The organism is Leptospira interrogans, assembly GCF_900156205.1.
GTDB classification, from domain to species: Bacteria; Spirochaetota; Leptospiria; order Leptospirales; family Leptospiraceae; genus Leptospira; species Leptospira interrogans.
Map to the genome: position 1 here is coordinate 245,029 of NZ_FTNA01000002.1, position 17,683 is coordinate 262,711.

A 17,683-nucleotide genomic window follows, 5' to 3' on the forward strand; every position below is an offset into this window, starting at 1 on the left:
ACAGACTCATAAAATGAAATTGACAACCCCCTCATTCAATCAAAAGATCTTCATTCAATTTATGAATCGATTCCGTTTAACGTTATATTCTATAAATCTTTTTATTTTTTGTTTCTTAGTTTGTCATTGCGCTTTTGCTTTAACTCCTAAAACAACTTTAGAAATTTTTCCCAATACAAACTCGGAATTTTTCAGATTTAATTTATGGAGAAGTTCAAAATCTCTATGGACTTAATATCGGGACCGTCAACGAAATTAAGGGGCGAATGATAGGAGCTCAAGTTGGAATTTTTAACAAATCCACCGGACAAACAACTGGACTTCAACTTGCAGTTATAAATGTATCGGGTGAAAAATTATTAGGAATTCAAGTAGGACTCGTAAATTACATAGAAGGAGCTTCTGTTAGGTTACAAGCAGGTATTGTAAACTTAGGAACAAACCGAAACAGTGGGTTAGAACTTACGATTGGATTAGTAAATTATAAAACTGGAAGTTTAACGATCGGTATCTCCAACTTTTTATCCAAAGGAATCAACGTCGCATTATACAATCAGAATGTAGTTGGATTCAATTTTGGAATTCTAAATTTATATTCAGAAGGAATTAGTTTAGGAATTTTTAATATAGGAAATCAAGAAATAGGCGATACTCAGATTGGCTTAATTAATCTTTCCAACGTCTCCAAGAAGTCAACGGTACAATTTGGAATACTCAATTTATCTAACACTTTTGAAAAATCAAAAATTCAATACGGATTACTCAATGTTTGCCTTGGAAAAAAGTTTTCAACTACCATAGGACTAAACTATTGTGAATGACCAAACAAATGTTCGTATTAAACAAAACTTCATTGATCAATCATTTTATTTTTTATAAAGTCCTACTATGAAAATTAATTTTAAACACACCACAAATGCATTTCTTATTTTATATGTAATATCGATGTTGAATTGTGGAGTCGCTTTGACTTCGGAAAAGACGATTAAAATTCCTCCTAAAACGCAAACCGAAGTGTTTCGATTGAATCTTATCCATGGTAATGTAGAAAATCTCTACGGGCTCAATGTAGGAATCTTTAACTCTGTTAACAACAGTATGATCGGGGCTCAGGTCGGAATCGTAAATTTATCAGACAAAAACACATATGGATGGCAGTTCGCGATTATAAATATGGCTGAAAAAAACGGATTATTCAAGATTCAGACAGGCATTGCAAATCTACTTACTGGAACTCAAAAAAATTCCGCCGGTTTACAAGTAGGAATTTTCAATTTGGGAACCAATATTTTTCCGGATATAAAACTAAATGAACGTAGAGGCGGCTTTTATCTAACGATTGGAGTCGGAAATTACGAGACAAACGGCCTAATGATCGGCGCGATCAACCTTTCTTCAAAAGGAATAAATGTAGCTGTGATCAATAAAAATACAGAAGGATTCAATTTAGGAATCATCAACCTCCAGGAAGGCTCGGCATTCAGTATAGGAGCAGTCAATATCGGATCGAGTAGAGACGTCGGATTCCAAATCGGAATCATCAACTATTGTCCTAACAATACAATCCCAATTATGCTTGTCGCAAATTATTGTTCCAGTCCTTCTCCACAGTCGGAATAAAAAAACAATCAGAATCTACAAAATAAACATTCAAAAATTAATATATTCCTATATTACGTTCAAAAAAGAGAAACATTCTAACTTTCAAATATTAAGGAAGAGACTGATATATTTTCTCCGCATAACGATCCGTCATACCCGCTACATAGTCGCTGATTACTCTGTATAAAGATTCTTCCTCGATCCTCTCCTTATACGTATCAGGAATTTTTTCAGGATGTTTTAAAAAGTAATCGAATAAGGATTCTATGATTTTTTTTCCATAATCGCTCATACGAATCAAGTCCTCATGACGATATAATTTTTCGTATAGAAAAGATTTCAGTTCTCTAAATTTAAGATCCACTTCTTTTGAAAAAGAAGCAATTCTAAAATCTTGTTTCCAAAGAAGCGCCAAATCCTCGGTGGACTTGATTTGTTTTTTTTCCAATCTATGGGCAATATTTTGAATTAAATCCGAAACTAAAAAATTGGTGAGAGTTCGAATCGAAGTTCGAATTAGAATTTTTTCACCTACTTCCTTATACTGATCTTTACATTCCTCATAGACTTCTTTCCAAAAAGGATTTTCCAATAAATCCCCTAAATGAAGATAACCCATTTCCCAACCATCTTCAATGTCATGATTGGTATAAGCGATCTCATCGGAAAGATCTGCGATCATTCCTTCTAAAGAAGGACCATTTTCCTTTCTTTCCAAAAGTATAACAGAAGAATCATAATCAGCACCGTGTTTCATAAGACCTTTTAAAGTTTCTCTACATAAGTTAAGTCCAGGAAAATTGGGATATTTTTTTTCAATCGAAGTTACAATTCTTAAGGATTGTTTATTATGCTCAAATCCTCCGTAATCCTTCATAAGCCCGGATAAAATTTCTTGACCTGCATGACCAAAAGGAGTGTGGCCTAAATCATGAGCCAAGGCAATCGATTCAGAAAGGAGAGAATTGAGTCCAAGAGCGCTTGCAATAGTTCTAGAAAGCCCCGCAACTTCAAGCGTATGAGTCATCCTATTTCTATAATTCTCTCCGACGGAAAAGATAAACACTTGTGTTTTGTATTGTAGGCGTTTGAATGCACTGGAATGAAGAATTCGATCCCTATCCCTTTGAAATGGAAGTCTATAAGAATGTTCCTCTTCTTCGTAAATCCGGCCTCCGTTATTCGCATTAGAAATAGCATAAGGAGCCAACGTTTCCGTCTCTTTTTGAAGCAAATCGTCTCTGGAAAAATACACGTTTTACAAAATTTAGAGAGTTTTCTGAAAAGTCCCTCCACTTTTTTTGTTTGTTTACTGCTATTTTACCCTCATTCCATTTTATTGACTTTGGAATCCTAAAAAATAGGATCTGCTCAGAAGATGGAATTTTTAAATATTCTTGTGAATGTATTTTCCGAATACGGTTATATTGCCGTCTTTTTGGTTTTAATTTTTTGTGGATTTGGACTCCCCGTTCCAGAAGATATTTCTCTGGTTTCCGGAGGGGTCATCGCAGGACTCGGAAAAGCAGATCCACATTTTATGTTTTTAGTTGGAATGGCAGGAGTACTCATTGGAGACAGTTCCGTTTTTTTGATTGGTAGAATTTATGGGGTTCGTGTACTTCAAATCCCAATGATTTCTAGAATTGTTACACCGGAAAGATTTGCCAAAGTCCAAGATAAAATTTCTCGCTATGGAAACTGGGTTACATTTATGGCACGTTTTATGCCAGGTCTCAGAATGCCTATTTATCTCACTGCAGGTACCTCCGACCGAATTTCATTTTACCGTTTTGTAATTTTAGATTTTCTTGCAGCAATTATTTCTGTTCCGGTTTGGGTTTATCTTGGATATTTCGGAGCTTATAACTTCGATAAGCTCATGGACTGGGTTCACAACGGACAACTTTTCGTATTTGGACTTTTAGGAACTGCTTTTTTGTTGTTTGGAATCGTTTATTGGATTCGCAAGAAACGTTCCTAAACTCGAGAATTTCTTTACATCTTCCAAGCGCAGATTATTGTTTGACCAGTTATGGACATTCTTGCGCAGCCGGTGCTTGTGCTGAATGCCGGTTACGTCCCCATCGGGATCCGGTCGGTCAAAGACGCCCTCATCCTGATTATTCTTGAAAAAGCACAACTCATCAAAGATGATAAAAGTCTTTTCATTCGATCCGAAAAACTAAGATTTACAGCACCTAGGATCATACTTTTAAGAGACTATTATAAAGTTCCTCCCAGAAAAGATAAAGTTTCCAGAGAAAACATATTTCAAAGAGATAATTACCACTGTGTATATTGTGGTAAAAAATTTCCAAGTTCTAAACTTACATTGGATCACGTAATTCCAAGAAGTAGATGGGAACACGTTCCTAAAAAAGAAAGACCAAAAGAATTTAATTCTTGGGAAAATTTAGTCGCAGCCTGTAAAAACTGTAATACCCGGAAAGGAAATAAACTTCTAACAGAATTGAAGTGGAATTTACCGGAAGAAAATCGGGTGACACCTAAACTACGATTTCCACTCTTTTCAATAACGGATCAGCAGGCTGAAAAGTTTGGCTGGAGGGAGTATATTTCTTTTTGAAACGACTTTATTTTCTACTTATATTTCTGATGTTTTTTCTTTTTATCGGATGTCCTCATTATTCTACCACACGTCTGATCTCCACTCCTCCTACTTTGATCAGTATTGTTCCTATTGCAACTGGATACGAACTCAGATTGAGAGCTGGAAATCCGGAACTTCTATTTGATGGTTATAAATTATACGTGGGCAATACGGAAAACGATTCTAGATTTCCTGCAGATCTAAATTCAGGCATTGAATGTATGAACGGGATTTTAAATATTTTACCAAATCAACCTTTAGAGTATTCGATTGAACTAAGTCAGACCGAAGGTCCGTTAGCCGCAATCGGAACCGGGGAAAATACAAATCGAATCTGTAAGATGCAAGTCTCTGTTACTTCAGGTCAGTATCTAACTCTACGTTCCCAGGTTTTGGTAGTCAGCATCACAAACGGAACCGCTACTGGTTTTGTGTTTTCTATGCCTTCTAATTCGCTTAGGGTTCCTTAAACCAAACTTCTATTTTTTCGAGGGTGTGTTTAGCGTCTGCAATCCAAATACTCTGAGGATACAAAACGATCAATTCCTCAAATTTAGATTTGGAAATCTCTAGAGATTGTCTCAGTTTACGCAATGCGGAATTTTCATCCCCCTTTAAAAAAATAGGATTACCCTCGGTAATTTTATAATATTCATAAACTGCGGAATCGTAGATTTCTCTGGCATATTTATAAATATGATAATCGTCTTGGTTAAAATTTTTTGGTCCAGAAGAAACATTTGATTTTTTGAATGTTTTTTGAATTAAATAAGATTGAAGTACGTCTCTGTATTCAATCAGTTCTTTAAATAGAGAATCATTTGAAAATTCTCCTGTATCGGGATGGTATTTTTTGGAAAGAAAGTAAAAACGCTCTTTTAAATCTACTTCCTGGAAACTTGGTTCCAATCCGAGGAACTCAAGAGCCCTTTCTAACAAGTCCCCGTTTTCCAATAGTCCTGTCTGAGATGGCGTTTTAATTGAATCTGAACTTGTACCTGATTCAATTCTTTCTGATATTCTTTGAGAATTTCCTTCATCTTTTTTTCGGTTTGAGAATGTAGAAGCCTAGATTCTTCCATCTTTTGAAACAAGATTTCCGTAAGTTCGATCAATTGAGAAGTTTGTGGAACTGCCTCTTCCGTCTTTTCTATCAAACGATCCAAAGAACAAAGTTGATGAATAATTTTTAAATTAGAGTCCTCAATTTTTGCCGCACCTTCTCCGTCTCCAAAACCAAATACTTCTATTTGTCTTTTCTGATTAGAAATCAATTGATCTAAAAGTAAAATCTTATCTCCGTAAAGAACAATTAAACTTTGATCTGGATGGATTGAATTTAAATCCGACAAAAAGTTCACCCCTGAATGGACAAACCACTTCCACGATTGGAACTTTGGAAAGGTGCCGAAACAACATTGGATTTCTCTTTTTTCTCGATTTCTTCCCAAGCGGATTTTAGATCTTCCATATATTTAATAATTTCTTGGATGATTTCGGAATCTTTCTTCATATTTGCTTCTAGAAGACGTTTTTTAATATAAACGTAAATTCCTAGGAGGTTGTTAGCCACTTCCCCGCCTTGTTCTAAATTGAGTGCAAGCATAAGTTCAGTAACGATTTCTCCGGCTTTCAGTATATGATTGTTTACCACATCGTATTTCCGGGGAGTATTATTCTCCAGAGCGATATTTAGAAAACGGATCGCACCGTCATAAAGCATGACGATCAGTTTTCCCTGACTGACAGTCGAGATTTCGTTGGATTTATATTGTTCAACGGTCGCTGTGGATTTTCTAGCAAGTGACATGTATCTCTCCTGAAATACTTTTCGACAAAAATGTTTGGCTCCTTAATGCTGGGTCTGAACATTCTTGCGGTTTCTTTCAAAACTTTAAACGGTTTTGAAAATTCGGAAACTCAAAAAGAGTAAAATCCATCCAAAAATAGCAAACTAGACTGCAAAAATGTAGGAACTCTAAAACAATAAAAAATGATCCAAAAACGTCTAAATCCTCCGAAGAGACTTAATCTGTGGGAACTACCACATTTTTTTACGAACTTAGCAAAAGATCAGACTCAATTTTTTTTAACGTTCTGGGATAAATTATAACATCAAAAATTTCATGGACTTTTGGTTAGACAAATTATCGCTTAAAGTTTTCCAAACTACATTTTTTTACAAATTCGAAAACGATTCGATTTTATACGGATAAAATTCTATTGGCAACTCTGTTTACAAAACCTAAAAAAAAGATCGTATTTTTAGCTTCCGGAAGAGGCTCTAATCTCAGAGCAGTTTTACAAAATATCAAAGTAGGAAAAATTCGAGGAATCGCACAAATACTGATTTGCGATCATCCGGATGCCAAAGCTTTAGAAGTTGCTCAGGAATTTGAACTCACCTCTCAAGTATTAAACTTCTCTTCTTTTTCGAATAAGTCGGAATATCATACAAAACTTCTCCAACTTCTTTTAGAAATCAAACCGGACCTCATCGTAACCGCCGGTTATATGAGAATTCTTAAGAGCCCAGTCATTCAAACGTTTTCCAATCGAATCATCAATATTCATCCATCTCTCTTACCCGCCTTTCCAGGATTAAACGCACAGAAACAAGCCCTAGAATACGGAGTTAAAATTGCGGGTTGCACCGCTCATTTTGTAGACGAAGGTATAGACTCAGGTCCGATCATTTTACAAGGAGTTGTGAAAATCGAAGAAGGAATGACGGAAAGAGATTTGACTTTAGAGATTCTCAAAGAGGAACATAAAATACTACCACTCGCGGTTCAATATTTTTGCGAGGATAGGCTTACGATTCAAAATAGAAAGGTAAAGATTGGATAAATAATGATACAAATCAAAAGAGCTCTCATCTCCGTCAGCGATAAATCCGGTTTAGTGGAATTTGCAAAGTTTCTAAACCAAAACGGAGTGGAAATCATTTCCACAGGTGGAACTTTAAAACTTCTAAAAGATAACGGAATTGCAGCCATAGCTATCGACGATTACACCGGTTTTCCGGAAATTTTAGATGGAAGAGTCAAAACCCTTCATCCTAAAGTTCACGGAGGTCTATTAGGTGTAATTTCCAATCCTGCTCACAAACAAAAAATGGAAGAATTAAAAATTCCTAAAATAGATTTAGTCGTAGTCAACTTATATCCTTTTTTAAAGACCGTTTCTAAACCAGAAGTTCAATTAGAAGAAGCAATCGAAAACATAGATATTGGTGGGCCTTCTATGATTCGAAGCGCCGCTAAAAATTATAAACATACTCTAGTGCTCACTGATCCAAATGATTACAAGGAAATTCAAAATTTAATCTCCTCCAGTGGAATTTCAGAAGAAATTTCAGCGAGTTATATGAGAAAAGCATTTTCTCACACTGCGATGTATGATGCCGCGATTTCTTCCTGGTTTTACAAACAATCAGGAGAAGTTTTTCCAGATGTTCTCAATCTTTCCTTTATCAAAAAACAAAAACTGAGATACGGCGAAAATCCGCACCAAGCCGCCTCATTTTATGAACCACTTTTTACAAAGAGCGATTTTTCACCTCTACAAGGGAAAGAGTTGTCGTTTAACAATATGTTAGATTTTGACGCTGCCTTTCATATTTCTAGCCTTCTTCCCGAAAATACAGTATGTATCATCAAACATCTCAATCCTTGTGGAATTGCTTATGCAGACAATCCATTAGAAGCATTTCAACTTGCAAGAAGAACCGATCCTATTTCCGCATTTGGTGGAGTAATAGGAATTAAAGGACAAGTAAACGGAGAATTGGCGACTTCGATCACTGAAAACTTTGTAGAAGGAGTGATCGCTCAAAAATTCACTCAAGAAGCTCTGGAAGTATTTTCTAAAAAACCAAATATTCGTTTAATAGAAATCCAAGATTTCAAAGAAGCCCTTGATGAGTTGGATTTAAGACCGATCCATCACGGTTTGCTTATACAAGATAGAGATTATACAACAATCACTGAAAAAGATCTAAAAGTAGTCACTAAAAAACAACCTTCTCCCGATGATATTCGTGGTTTGATGTTTGCTTGGTCTTGTGTTCGTTTTATCAAATCCAACGCAATCGTTTATACGGAAGAAAATGCAACTCTAGGAATCGGAGCGGGACAAATGTCCAGAGTCGACTCAGTGCAGTTAGGCGCCAACAAAGCGCTGAACGTAGGTCTTTCCGTAGTAGGTTCTTATGTTGCAAGCGACGCATTCTTCCCATTCCGAGATGGAATCGACACACTTGCAAAAGCAGGAGCAAAAGCGATCATTCAACCAGGTGGTTCTGTCCGAGACGAGGAAGTAATTCAAGCCGCAGACGAACACGGACTGATTATGGTTTTTACTGGAATGAGGCATTTTAGACACTGATTATGGAATTTCTACTTTATCTAATCTTTTTTGGAATTGTTTCCATCTTACTCGTCTTAGCAAGTTATTACTTTAAACTTCTCTTTTTATCCGGAAGAGAATCTTTTGAAAGATTAGAGTTAGTCGATTGGATACGAATCGTTCCAAACGAACTTATCAAACTTTTAGAATCCGGTGGAAGTCTACAATATGCTGGAATTGCATTTTTTGTTTCTGCATTTGTTTCCTACCTTTGGACACTTTTAGGAGGAATGATAGGTGCTCCTCATTACGCAGATTCCTTTGGAAATTATTTTTTTCTATCATTTCTGTTGCCGGTAACTCTACTCACTACGTATGGAATTCTTGTAGAACTAGTTCTGAAAGATCTTCCTTCCACAAATCCAAATCATTTTTTAGTTCTATTTTTAGAACAAGAAGTCGCCATTCTAAGCGGATGTTCTATTTCGGTAATCGCCTCTAATCTTGCGGTTTACGGGTTATTTCATGAAATTTCGTTTTTATTCGTTTTTCCGAATATATCTATCATTGCGGTTTTACTCGTTCTACGTTGGAACGGAAAAGTAAAAATCGGAGGAATCCAATTTTCAGGTTCGAAAAACCGTTCTTTCCAGGAAGATTCTGAATAAATTTCTCTAAAAATTGCCGATAGGTAGAATATGAGAATTTTTGCACTTTTATTTTGTTTATTTCTAATTTCTACAGCCGAACTTTTTGCACAACTTCCAGACGAAACTCCAACACCAAACCGGAGACAACCAACAAATACAACCCAACAGGCAATCAATTTATTAGAAGGGTTTGCAGAATCTTCTTGGGGAGAAAGTTATGCGAACTTACGCGAAAAATTTTTATCTCTTTCCACAAATCCACAAAACGATGAGAAGGTGGAAATCGTCTACGAAGACAAAGAAAAGACTCTTCTAATTCGCAGAAATGGGATTTTATATTCTTATCGTTTCTACTCTACTCCTAAAATTGTAACCGAATCCAGACCCAAGGATCAAAGACAACCAACTACCGAAAACAAATCAGAGATAGAAGAAGAAAATCATTCTGCTCCCGGAGTTTTATTTTCCGTAGGAGTTTTATTTCGTTATCTTCCAGGCAAAGAAGTACAACAGAAGTTAGAACAAAAATATGGAAAACCTAAAAAAGAATCTTTGGCTGAGAATAAAATCGGAGGAGCGGTTCTTTGGGAAAAAACAGATGAAAAACAATCTCCTCCTCGGGGTGGGTATGTAGTTCAATGGAAAGAGGCTTATAAAAAAATGCCTTTTACCAGAAGAGTGGATTATTTTAGTTCTTCGATCAAGTTTCAGATCGAAAAAGAATATAAAGAATTTTTCAACGCAGAAGAAATCAAAACACTCCGAGATTTGATTCCATAAACTTTACAACTCATAGAATTTTATACTTGAGTTGAATCGTGAATTGAATGCTGATCTGTAGTTCAGGAAATGAGATGCTGAATTTAAGAAGTGTTGTTTCTGGATAAAAGAAAATTCTATTGACCTTACTCCAGCTTTTTAACCATGATCTAAGCATCCTATTTTTATGGAGCTTATAGATGGAATTATATCTAGATACGGCAAACGTAGATGAAATTAAAGAAATTGCATCTTACGGACTTGTAGATGGAGTCACAACCAACCCTTCTCTGATCGCAAAGTCTGGAAGAAGTTTTAAAGAAGTAATCAAAGAAATTTGTTCGATCGTTTCTGGCCCAGTGAGCGCGGAAGTACTTTCTACAAAATTCGATGGAATGATGAAAGAAGCACTCGAACTCGTAGAAATTGCCGAAAACGTAGTGATCAAGGTTCCTTTGATTCCGGAAGGACTCAAAACAGTCGTAGAATTAACAAAAAGAAATATTCCTACAAATGTAACTCTTTGTTTTTCCGCACCTCAAGCTTTACTTGCAGCCAAAGCGGGAGCTACCTTTATTTCTCCGTTTATTGGTAGAGTGGATGATACTAGCTGGGACGGGATGGAACTCATTTCCGAAATTAGAGAAATTTATGATAATTACGGATACGACACTAGAATTTTAGCAGCTTCCATTCGTGGCCCAATACATTTAAAAGAATCTGCACTCAGAGGTGCAGACTGCGCGACAATGCCCCATTCTGCGTTTTTACAACTTTTCAAACATCCGTTAACCGACATCGGTCTGGAAAAATTTTTAGAAGATTCTAAAAAACTAAAGTGGTAATTAAACAGACGCACGATTTTAGAATTTTCTAAATCGTGCGAATTTTAGGATCACAATTTTTAACCCAAATACATACTTTTAAAAAGGTTCTTTTTAATTTTCTAAAACTCTAATTTGCATCTCTATCAGAAAATCCTAAGAAAAAGTATCAATCGTGAGTATCGAGTATCACACTTCTACCAGACTGACAATAGAGCAAATTCAAATTTTAGAAACTTCTATTTTGAACAATGGAAATTATATTCTTTTAGAAACTTCTCTACAAAACAAATTTCAACCAGAAAACCTTAAGTTTAGACTTAGTGATAACCATGGGTCTTTTTACGTAGAAATTGTTCAGACCGAAAACGGATTGATTGTTTCTTTTAGAATTTCCACAAAAAAAGACAGAGAAACATTTCTAAACCTCGTAATCACCTCTCTTAAGTAGAAAGGAATTCATTGTATTTTTGAAGAAATTTAGAATATTCTTAAAAACTATTTTAGAGAAAACTCTATAAAACTTAAAATATCTTTAAATCAGATCTTCGCTATTAGGTTAACGTGATAGACACGACGTAAGAAAGTCCTGGCGAATCCGGCGTGCACTTCCAGCTCCAGTCAATAAACTACATAAAATAAACGTAATACAATATTTCCTCTTTGGTTTTCAATTTACTATAAAACGCGATCTGTCGAGCGACCATAGAAAAGAGATACTGAGTTACTTCGAACGACCAAAAAAACTCAGCAGATGCCCCTTTCTAAGGATCTGCATTCAGGAAGCGATGGCATTGAATTACATTTACTACTCAGACGCATGAAAATAATACTATACCACGAACTTGTTTTAAAAGTTAGAATGTGGATCTCCTTTAAAAAATCAACAAATCCGGGTTAACACCATTTTTTGAATGACTTCCACATCTTTGATAAAATCGATTGTTAATTTTTGGTATTGTTTTTATAGGTCCGAGTAATAGTTTACGTGAACTAATAAATCCGTTTTATCTTAACGTGAGTTTGACTGAGAAAAATTTTTCTAAAAGTATGAGTTCCTACAATTTTAGAATTTGTACGTAAAATCATGGTTTGGAGTGTTCTCACACATCATTTTACGGATAAACCTAGTTTTGTGTAAGTTCTTACACTTGAGTACGATAGATTCAATTGTTATAAATTTCTATTTTTAAATTGTGATAGTTCCCACACTTTAAAAATCCATCTATAAAGTTCAGATTTCAACTTATTTCAGAATCATGAGTGTTTTACGCCGTACTCGCGTTAGCTTATGTAAAACAATATTTTGGGATAAACAGTTAGATACTTTAATTTTATAAAACCCATAAACCCAAATAAAATCGCTGAGAGACATAAAATTACCATAATTTGTGGAACTCTTATAAATCGCGATTTTACAAATAAACTCTAAAATTGCAGAAACTCATACGAAAACTATAATATTATAAAACAGTAAATACTACGATTTCTATAATAACTAACAGATTTTATCAGAATTTAAATATGATTATTATAAAATTTTGGGACCGATTTTTATATTATCTAGAGTTTTATAACGAATGTGACAGTTCCATAAACGAATTAGGGATGATATAAAGGAATTTTTTTAAAACCGTAATAATCGTCTATCATCAATTTCATAGATTCTAAAAAACACATAATCGATTGATGGGACGCGTCGTAGAATAAATCGCAAGAAGTTTGTGTATTTAGATCCACAGGAACGGCAGAATAACGTTTTGCAAGATTTTCAATTTTAGGCCACCAGCTTTTTTCCATTTCTAATTCATAATAACGTTTTCGATAAGTTTCATAAACTTTTGGCCAAATGAGATAAACTTTTACATCATTTTCTTTTGCCAATTTCAGAAATTGTTCTACAAAAAAGAACTGAGTTGTTCCAAGAATAAACGTAGAAAGATATAAATTTCGAATTCTCACCGCGTCTTTTTCTAAACGATCGGGATCGTTCACAAAAGTTGTGTAAGCAAATTGTTCTCCACGTTTCAAATTGAGAACCATATAATCAGTATTAAACGCAGGATCGTATTCAGAAAGTTTTTTCTCCTGGAATCTTTTTATAAAAAGTTTTAGATCCGGGTTGATTCGCCTAACAGCAAAAAGTCGATCCAAAAATAATTTCTTACGATCTTCAAACGAAATCTGATCCATATATTTAAGCAAGAAATCGTCATCCGCTCCATATTTTAAAAATGGATCGTAAAAAATTCCTTTGGTATCATCAAAACCCTCTGGACTTACTACATAAAATACTAATTTAGGTTTTAGACCTTGTTTGATAATTTTCTCAAACCAATAAAGACCATAAGCTGGAACCGCTTGAGGACCCGAAAAATTATACAACACCCAATCTTTTTGTAATTTCTGTTCAATTCCCATAGAAGAATATGGATAAGCCCTAGAATCTCCAAAAGCAAGCGCCAAAGATTTAACTTCTAAATCTTTATCGCGAATCAACTTTTCAAAAAGTGATTTTCTTTGAGTATAATAGACAGTGTTTCCAGCCTGAATAAAATTCTTCTGAAAATATTCGAGAGTAAATACTTTATCTAAACAAAACACAAACCCAAGAAATAAAATGGGATAATAGATATAAATTTTTTTCATCAATTAGAATCCGTTAAAATCTAGAGTAGAAAAAGTCTGCATTCCCTGCATTCATTCCAACCATAATAAAAAGTATTAGAAGTCCTAAAATTGGTAAAAGTCCAACTCTCCATTTTTCTGGAACAGAATACCTTTCGGGCCATTCTTCCGAAACGTGAAATAAGAATAAGAAAAACAGCATATACATTCCGGTTTCAAGTCCGGTTAAAGACTGTCCCTTTTGGAACGTCAAAATTCTTACGATAGAGGAAATTGCAGAATTGAAATTCGGAGTAAAAAAGAAAGTCCAAGAAATGGAATAGACTAAAAGCACAAATAAATAACGTAAAATCGGTTTTATATATGGAATTTCTGGAAATACTTTCCAGTTTTGAACTTCAAACAATCTTTCCAAAGAAAGATAAATTCCGGTGAGTAAACCCCAAATCAAAAAATTTAAATTAGCTCCGTGCCAAAGCCCGCCTAACATAAACGTTACGATCAAGTTAATCGATGTTTTAAACTCCCCCTTTCTGGATCCACCTAACGGAATATAAATATAATCCCGTATCCAAAGAGAAAACGTTAAGTGCCATCTACGCCATAAATCTCCAAAATTCTGAAAGAAAAATGGTGCCTTAAAGTTTTCGGGCAATTCAAATCCAATCAATTTTCCGATCCCTCTTGCCATATCAGTAAGTCCCGAAAAATCAAAGTAAAGGTTAGCTGCAAAAAGAAAACAAGTCAGTAAAAGTGCAATTCCTGAATAGTCTTTTGGAGATAAAAATACAGGCGCAATCAGTGGAAGAATAGCAGCCGATAACAATCCTTTTTTAACCAAACCTCTTAAAAAAAGCCATAAACCGTCTATCAATTTAGAAGGGGTCATCGTAGGATTTTCAAATTGTTTTCTAACTTGATCAAATCTTAGAATCGGTCCCGCAATCATTACCGGAAAGAAAAAGAGAAAAGAAAAAAATCCAGTCAGAGAAACCTTTTTATCAAAATTTTCCCGTTTAGAATCCACCGCAAAAGAAATCAATTGAAACGTGTAATAGCTGATCGTTGCCGGAAGAATTACTTCAAATCCTGCCAATCCAAACAAAGCCGAAAATTTAACATCTAAAGATGTTTTTTCTTGAAGCGTCGGAATCGAAAATATAAAACCGATAAACTCCATAAGTAAATAAAAATATTTGAATAAACCTAAATTCAAAAGATTAAATACAACTACGGATTTAACATACCAAAACTTTTCATAAAAATATCTATATAAACACCAATTGATTAGAACGACTAAAATGAGATGAAATAAAAAATTTAAACTAAATATGGAATAAAAAAACGCGGACCCTACTATCAAAAGATACTTTCTACTCTTTGCTGGAATATTCCAATAGAGCAGATAAAACACTAAAAAAAATAAAAGAAATTCAATACTTATAAAATTCATTTCCAAATTCCAGTTTCGGCCAGAAGGTATTGCCCTTCTTCCAAATTAAATTTTTCTAATTTTAGCGGACCGATTCTAATTCTTTGAAGATCGACCACACTCACCCCAAACCACCGAAACATCCTTCTAATCTGTCTTTTTTTTCCTTCTTCTAAAATCACTCGATAGACACATTTTTTTCCAGGGACGAGTTTAACCATCTTTGCATGTAGAATTTCTCCTGCATCCAAAATCCCTTTTTGAAAAGCGGCTTGAATCAACTTTTCTCCCGGATCGTGTTTTAAGGTCACGAGATATTCTTTTTCTGAACCGTTAGAAGGATGTGTAATTTTTTGAGCCAATGCACCGTCGTTGGTTAAGATCAAAAGTCCCCTTGAATTGAGATCTAGACGTCCTGCAATTTTAAAGTTTTTATAATCAGAAGGCAAAAGGGAAAAAATCGTTTTTTCGTGAAAACGATCTGCATGAGAACAAAGATAACCAATGGGTTTATTAAAAATTAGAATCTTTTTAGATTCTACAATTGGTTTTACTACATCTCCTAAATAAGACACTACGTCTATTTCGGGATCAATCCTTGTCCCCAAGTTTGTCACTCGTTTACCATTAATCTCAATATGACCCTTTTGAATCAGTTCCTCCGTTTTTCTACGAGAACCAAGACCACAATCTGCAAGAAAACGATTCAATCGAATCTCTAAATGCTGCATGAATTCTTCCATTTCAGAAAGATTCAAAAAATCTTCTACCTAAAACTTTCGTTGACCGGTTTTACAAATATTCAAAGGATAGAAGGAAAGACTTTGCCATTTATCACGTAAAAAGTATAGAATTGTATGAATCCTCTTAAAAAAAAACCTCGTACTCATTCTCTTCAAAATGCTCCTGAAAAACCAGATTGGCTCAAAGTAAAACTCGCCTTTCCTGATCCAAAAAATAACCCTGTCGCAATTGTAAGAAATTCTCTAGAAGAAAAAAAACTCAATACAGTTTGCGAAAGCGCTTCTTGCCCTAACCTAAATCACTGCTGGTCCAGAAAAACAGCGACTTATATGTTAGGTGGAGATATTTGTACAAGACGTTGTTCCTATTGTGACGTAGCTTCTGGAAAACCTTTTCCTCTGGATCCAGAAGAACCTAAAAGGATAGCAGAATCTTCGATCGCTTTAGGTCTCAGACACGTAGTCATTACCTCGGTTAATAGAGACGATCTTGAAGACGGAGGCGCAGCTCATTTTGCAAAAACCGTAAAAGAAATCCGTAAAGGACTTCCAGATTGTAAAATAGAACTTTTGATTCCAGATCTGAAAGTAAAACAAGAGGCTTTAGAAATTATTTTTGAATGTAATCCTGATATATTCAATCATAACTTAGAAACGGTAAAAAGACTTTTTCCAGAAGTGGCTCCTCAAAAAAGATATGAACGTTCTTTAGACGTTTTGAAAATTGCTTCTGCAAGAGGATTTCTGACAAAAAGTGGTTTAATTTTGGGTATGGGAGAAACTTTAGAAGAAGTAAAAGAATGCATGCAAGATCTTGCAAGTGTTGGAGTTTCCCTTTTGACACTGGGACAGTATTTACAACCGACTTCGACTCATCTTCCCGTAAAAGAATACGTAGTTCCCCAAGTATTTAAGGATTTACGAATATACGGAAAGTCCATCGGTTTTAAGGGAGTTTTTTCAGGACCCCTTGTAAGAAGTTCTTATCACGCGGACGAACAAATCTCATGGAACCCGTAGAAAATTCTCACCTAGGTCCGCCTTCCGAAGAAATTAAAAAACTTATCTATCACTCCATAATTCGATTTCTTTCTAACAGAGAAACTCCGATTAGTAGATCTGAAATTAAAGAGCTTTTAGAAAAAACAATCAATTTGATTCCGGATCTGGAAGCTCACTGGGCGGAAATCAATCGATTTGGAAAAAATAAAATGATTCTTCATTGGAAAAAAAAAGTTATGCTCATCGATATGGAAGAAATTCTAGAATCCATTGATTTACTCTGGAACCAGAGATTCGATATTTAATCTCATTTTATTAGAGTTATTGAAAAATCCCATAGCGGCGATTAAACACTCTTTCAAACTAAATCCGTCTCACTTCTTGAACTCAATGCATCACTTCCTACGGGTCGCTGCAGGTCGTTTGAAGGAACTAAAGCGTCTCACTCCCTGAACTCAATGCATCACTTCCTATCATAACCTTATCCACAAATAATTGGATCTCAAGATCTATCGTCGGAATTACGACAAATCCTCTGTAAAACTTAGTTCCCATCCCACAACGCGACCCATAGGAAAGCGTTGTGCTGAGTTTTCCAACGCGATTCATAGAGCGTTGTGTTGAGTTTTCCTTATTTTTGGGTGGGGGAGGAGGTGAAAAGGTTTTCTTTATCAGAAAAACATACTTTTTGCAAGTAAAAAGACTCATTCTTGTAGGAACACTTGAAAAATGTGCCTTTTTGAGCCCAGAACGGCGATCCATAGAAAGCCCGTTCTGTTGAGTTCATTCTGATTCTAAAATCCTATTCAACTTGTGGGTAAGGTGATGCTTCCTACGGGTCGCTGCAGGTCGTTCGACAAATCACGTTTTAAATTGTAACTTAAGACGAAATGCAGTATTACGTTTTTTTCATACAATTTATTAATTGGATCTGAAAACTCAGCCAAGTGACACCGAATTCGCCCAAATTTTCTTACGCAGAATCCACATTATTAGAGTTGTTAAAAAATTTCATAGCAGCGATTAAACACTCTTTCAAACTAAAGCGTCTCTGAATGCCGATCAAGCATTCGTCAAGA

The 17,683-nt window shown here is 35.1% G+C and carries 19 protein-coding genes and 1 pseudogene; 13 read left to right on the top strand and 7 right to left on the bottom strand.

All coding sequences use genetic code 11. From position 1 onward, the window contains the following. Positions 1–61: 61 nt before the first annotated feature. A pseudogene (locus BW942_RS02645) lies at positions 62–821 on the top strand (LA_2272/LA_2273 family lipoprotein). A gap of 67 nt (positions 822–888) precedes the next feature. Further along, positions 889–1,620: an LA_2272/LA_2273 family lipoprotein gene (locus tag BW942_RS02650; protein ID WP_000700129.1), complete on the top strand. Its 732-nt coding sequence runs from the start codon at positions 889–891 to the stop codon at positions 1,618–1,620. A 91-nt stretch (positions 1,621–1,711) separates the two neighbouring features. Here the strand turns inward: BW942_RS02650 and BW942_RS02655 are convergent, their stop codons facing one another. Continuing rightward, a complete protein-coding gene (locus tag BW942_RS02655) occupies positions 1,712–2,857 on the bottom strand; it encodes a deoxyguanosinetriphosphate triphosphohydrolase (protein ID WP_000273947.1) in 1,146 nt (381 codons plus the stop codon). Positions 2,858–2,980: 123 nt separating this feature from the next. Here BW942_RS02655 and BW942_RS02660 point away from each other — a divergent pair, with 123 nt between their 5' ends. The 3 genes from BW942_RS02660 to BW942_RS02670 are packed head-to-tail and all read left to right on the top strand — an operon-like array spanning position 2,981 to position 4,686. After that, positions 2,981–3,586 carry a DedA family protein gene (locus BW942_RS02660; protein ID WP_000395055.1) on the top strand — a complete coding sequence of 202 codons (606 nt, stop codon included), beginning with the start codon at positions 2,981–2,983 and terminating at the stop codon, positions 3,584–3,586. Positions 3,587–3,637: 51 nt separating this feature from the next. Then, complete coding sequence (locus BW942_RS02665; RefSeq protein ID WP_000352015.1) at positions 3,638–4,192, top strand: HNH endonuclease; 555 nt, start codon at positions 3,638–3,640, stop codon at positions 4,190–4,192. Continuing rightward, a complete protein-coding gene (locus BW942_RS02670; protein WP_000827044.1) occupies positions 4,189–4,686 on the top strand; it encodes an LIC11661 family lipoprotein in 498 nt (165 codons plus the stop codon). The genes BW942_RS02665 and BW942_RS02670 overlap by 4 nt, the downstream gene beginning before the upstream one ends. Here the strand turns inward: BW942_RS02670 and BW942_RS02675 are convergent. From BW942_RS02675 to fliS, 3 genes are read right to left on the bottom strand one after another with little or no spacing between them, the layout of a single operon-like run. After that, complete coding sequence (locus BW942_RS02675) at positions 4,673–5,155, bottom strand: hypothetical protein (RefSeq protein WP_000893412.1); 483 nt, start codon at positions 5,153–5,155, stop codon at positions 4,673–4,675. The two genes, BW942_RS02670 and BW942_RS02675, sit on opposite strands and share 14 nt — an antisense overlap. After that, positions 5,149–5,568: a hypothetical protein gene (locus BW942_RS02680; protein ID WP_001281703.1), complete on the bottom strand. Its 420-nt coding sequence runs from the start codon at positions 5,566–5,568 to the stop codon at positions 5,149–5,151. The genes BW942_RS02675 and BW942_RS02680 overlap by 7 nt, the downstream gene beginning before the upstream one ends. A gap of 5 nt (positions 5,569–5,573) precedes the next feature. Further along, complete coding sequence (gene fliS / locus BW942_RS02685; RefSeq protein WP_000050477.1) at positions 5,574–6,026, bottom strand: flagellar export chaperone FliS; 453 nt, start codon at positions 6,024–6,026, stop codon at positions 5,574–5,576. A 413-nt stretch (positions 6,027–6,439) separates the two neighbouring features. Here fliS and purN point away from each other — a divergent pair, with 413 nt between their 5' ends. The 6 genes from purN to BW942_RS02715 all read left to right on the top strand — a co-directional run bounded on the left by purN (position 6,440) and on the right by BW942_RS02715 (position 11,250). After that, a complete protein-coding gene (gene purN / locus BW942_RS02690) occupies positions 6,440–7,066 on the top strand; it encodes a phosphoribosylglycinamide formyltransferase (protein ID WP_000212325.1) in 627 nt (208 codons plus the stop codon). Positions 7,067–7,069: 3 nt separating this feature from the next. Next, positions 7,070–8,605 carry a bifunctional phosphoribosylaminoimidazolecarboxamide formyltransferase/IMP cyclohydrolase gene (gene purH, locus BW942_RS02695; RefSeq protein WP_000614725.1) on the top strand — a complete coding sequence of 512 codons (1,536 nt, stop codon included), beginning with the start codon at positions 7,070–7,072 and terminating at the stop codon, positions 8,603–8,605. 2 nt (positions 8,606–8,607) lie between these two features. Further along, entirely contained in the window at positions 8,608–9,234 is a 627-nt protein-coding gene (locus BW942_RS02700) for a hypothetical protein (RefSeq protein ID WP_000394962.1), read from the top strand. A gap of 30 nt (positions 9,235–9,264) precedes the next feature. Next, positions 9,265–9,996, top strand: a complete 732-nt coding sequence (locus BW942_RS02705) for a hypothetical protein (RefSeq protein ID WP_001217817.1) — start codon at positions 9,265–9,267, stop codon at positions 9,994–9,996. Between the two features lie 179 nt (positions 9,997–10,175). Then, positions 10,176–10,820 (top strand): fructose-6-phosphate aldolase, encoded by a 645-nt coding sequence (gene fsa, locus BW942_RS02710; protein ID WP_000424879.1) that lies wholly within the window; start codon positions 10,176–10,178, stop codon positions 10,818–10,820. A gap of 154 nt (positions 10,821–10,974) precedes the next feature. After that, a complete protein-coding gene (locus BW942_RS02715; RefSeq protein ID WP_000021495.1) occupies positions 10,975–11,250 on the top strand; it encodes a hypothetical protein in 276 nt (91 codons plus the stop codon). Between the two features lie 1,151 nt (positions 11,251–12,401). Here BW942_RS02715 and BW942_RS02720 read toward each other — a convergent pair. Genes BW942_RS02720 through BW942_RS02730 form a run of 3 tightly spaced genes read right to left on the bottom strand, consistent with a single transcriptional unit; the run spans position 12,402 to position 15,617 of the window. Then, a complete protein-coding gene (locus BW942_RS02720; RefSeq protein ID WP_000725565.1) occupies positions 12,402–13,448 on the bottom strand; it encodes a DUF1574 domain-containing protein in 1,047 nt (348 codons plus the stop codon). A gap of 13 nt (positions 13,449–13,461) precedes the next feature. Then, the gene (locus BW942_RS02725; protein ID WP_001009415.1) at positions 13,462–14,880 is read right to left on the bottom strand and encodes an MBOAT family O-acyltransferase; all 1,419 of its coding nucleotides are present in this window, start codon (positions 14,878–14,880) and stop codon (positions 13,462–13,464) included. Then, on the bottom strand, positions 14,877–15,617 hold the full coding sequence (locus BW942_RS02730; protein WP_001053850.1) for a pseudouridine synthase: 741 nt from the start codon (positions 15,615–15,617) through the stop codon (positions 14,877–14,879). The genes BW942_RS02725 and BW942_RS02730 overlap by 4 nt, the downstream gene beginning before the upstream one ends. 99 nt (positions 15,618–15,716) lie before the next feature. Here BW942_RS02730 and lipA point away from each other — a divergent pair, with 99 nt between their 5' ends. Together lipA and BW942_RS02740 are read left to right on the top strand one after the other, a co-directional pair. Beyond that, positions 15,717–16,622, top strand: coding sequence for a lipoyl synthase (gene lipA / locus BW942_RS02735; protein ID WP_001068719.1), 906 nt, complete (start codon positions 15,717–15,719; stop codon positions 16,620–16,622). Beyond that, complete coding sequence (locus BW942_RS02740; RefSeq protein WP_000433870.1) at positions 16,610–16,909, top strand: hypothetical protein; 300 nt, start codon at positions 16,610–16,612, stop codon at positions 16,907–16,909. The genes lipA and BW942_RS02740 overlap by 13 nt, the downstream gene beginning before the upstream one ends. The last annotated feature ends 774 nt before the right edge of the window (positions 16,910–17,683 follow it).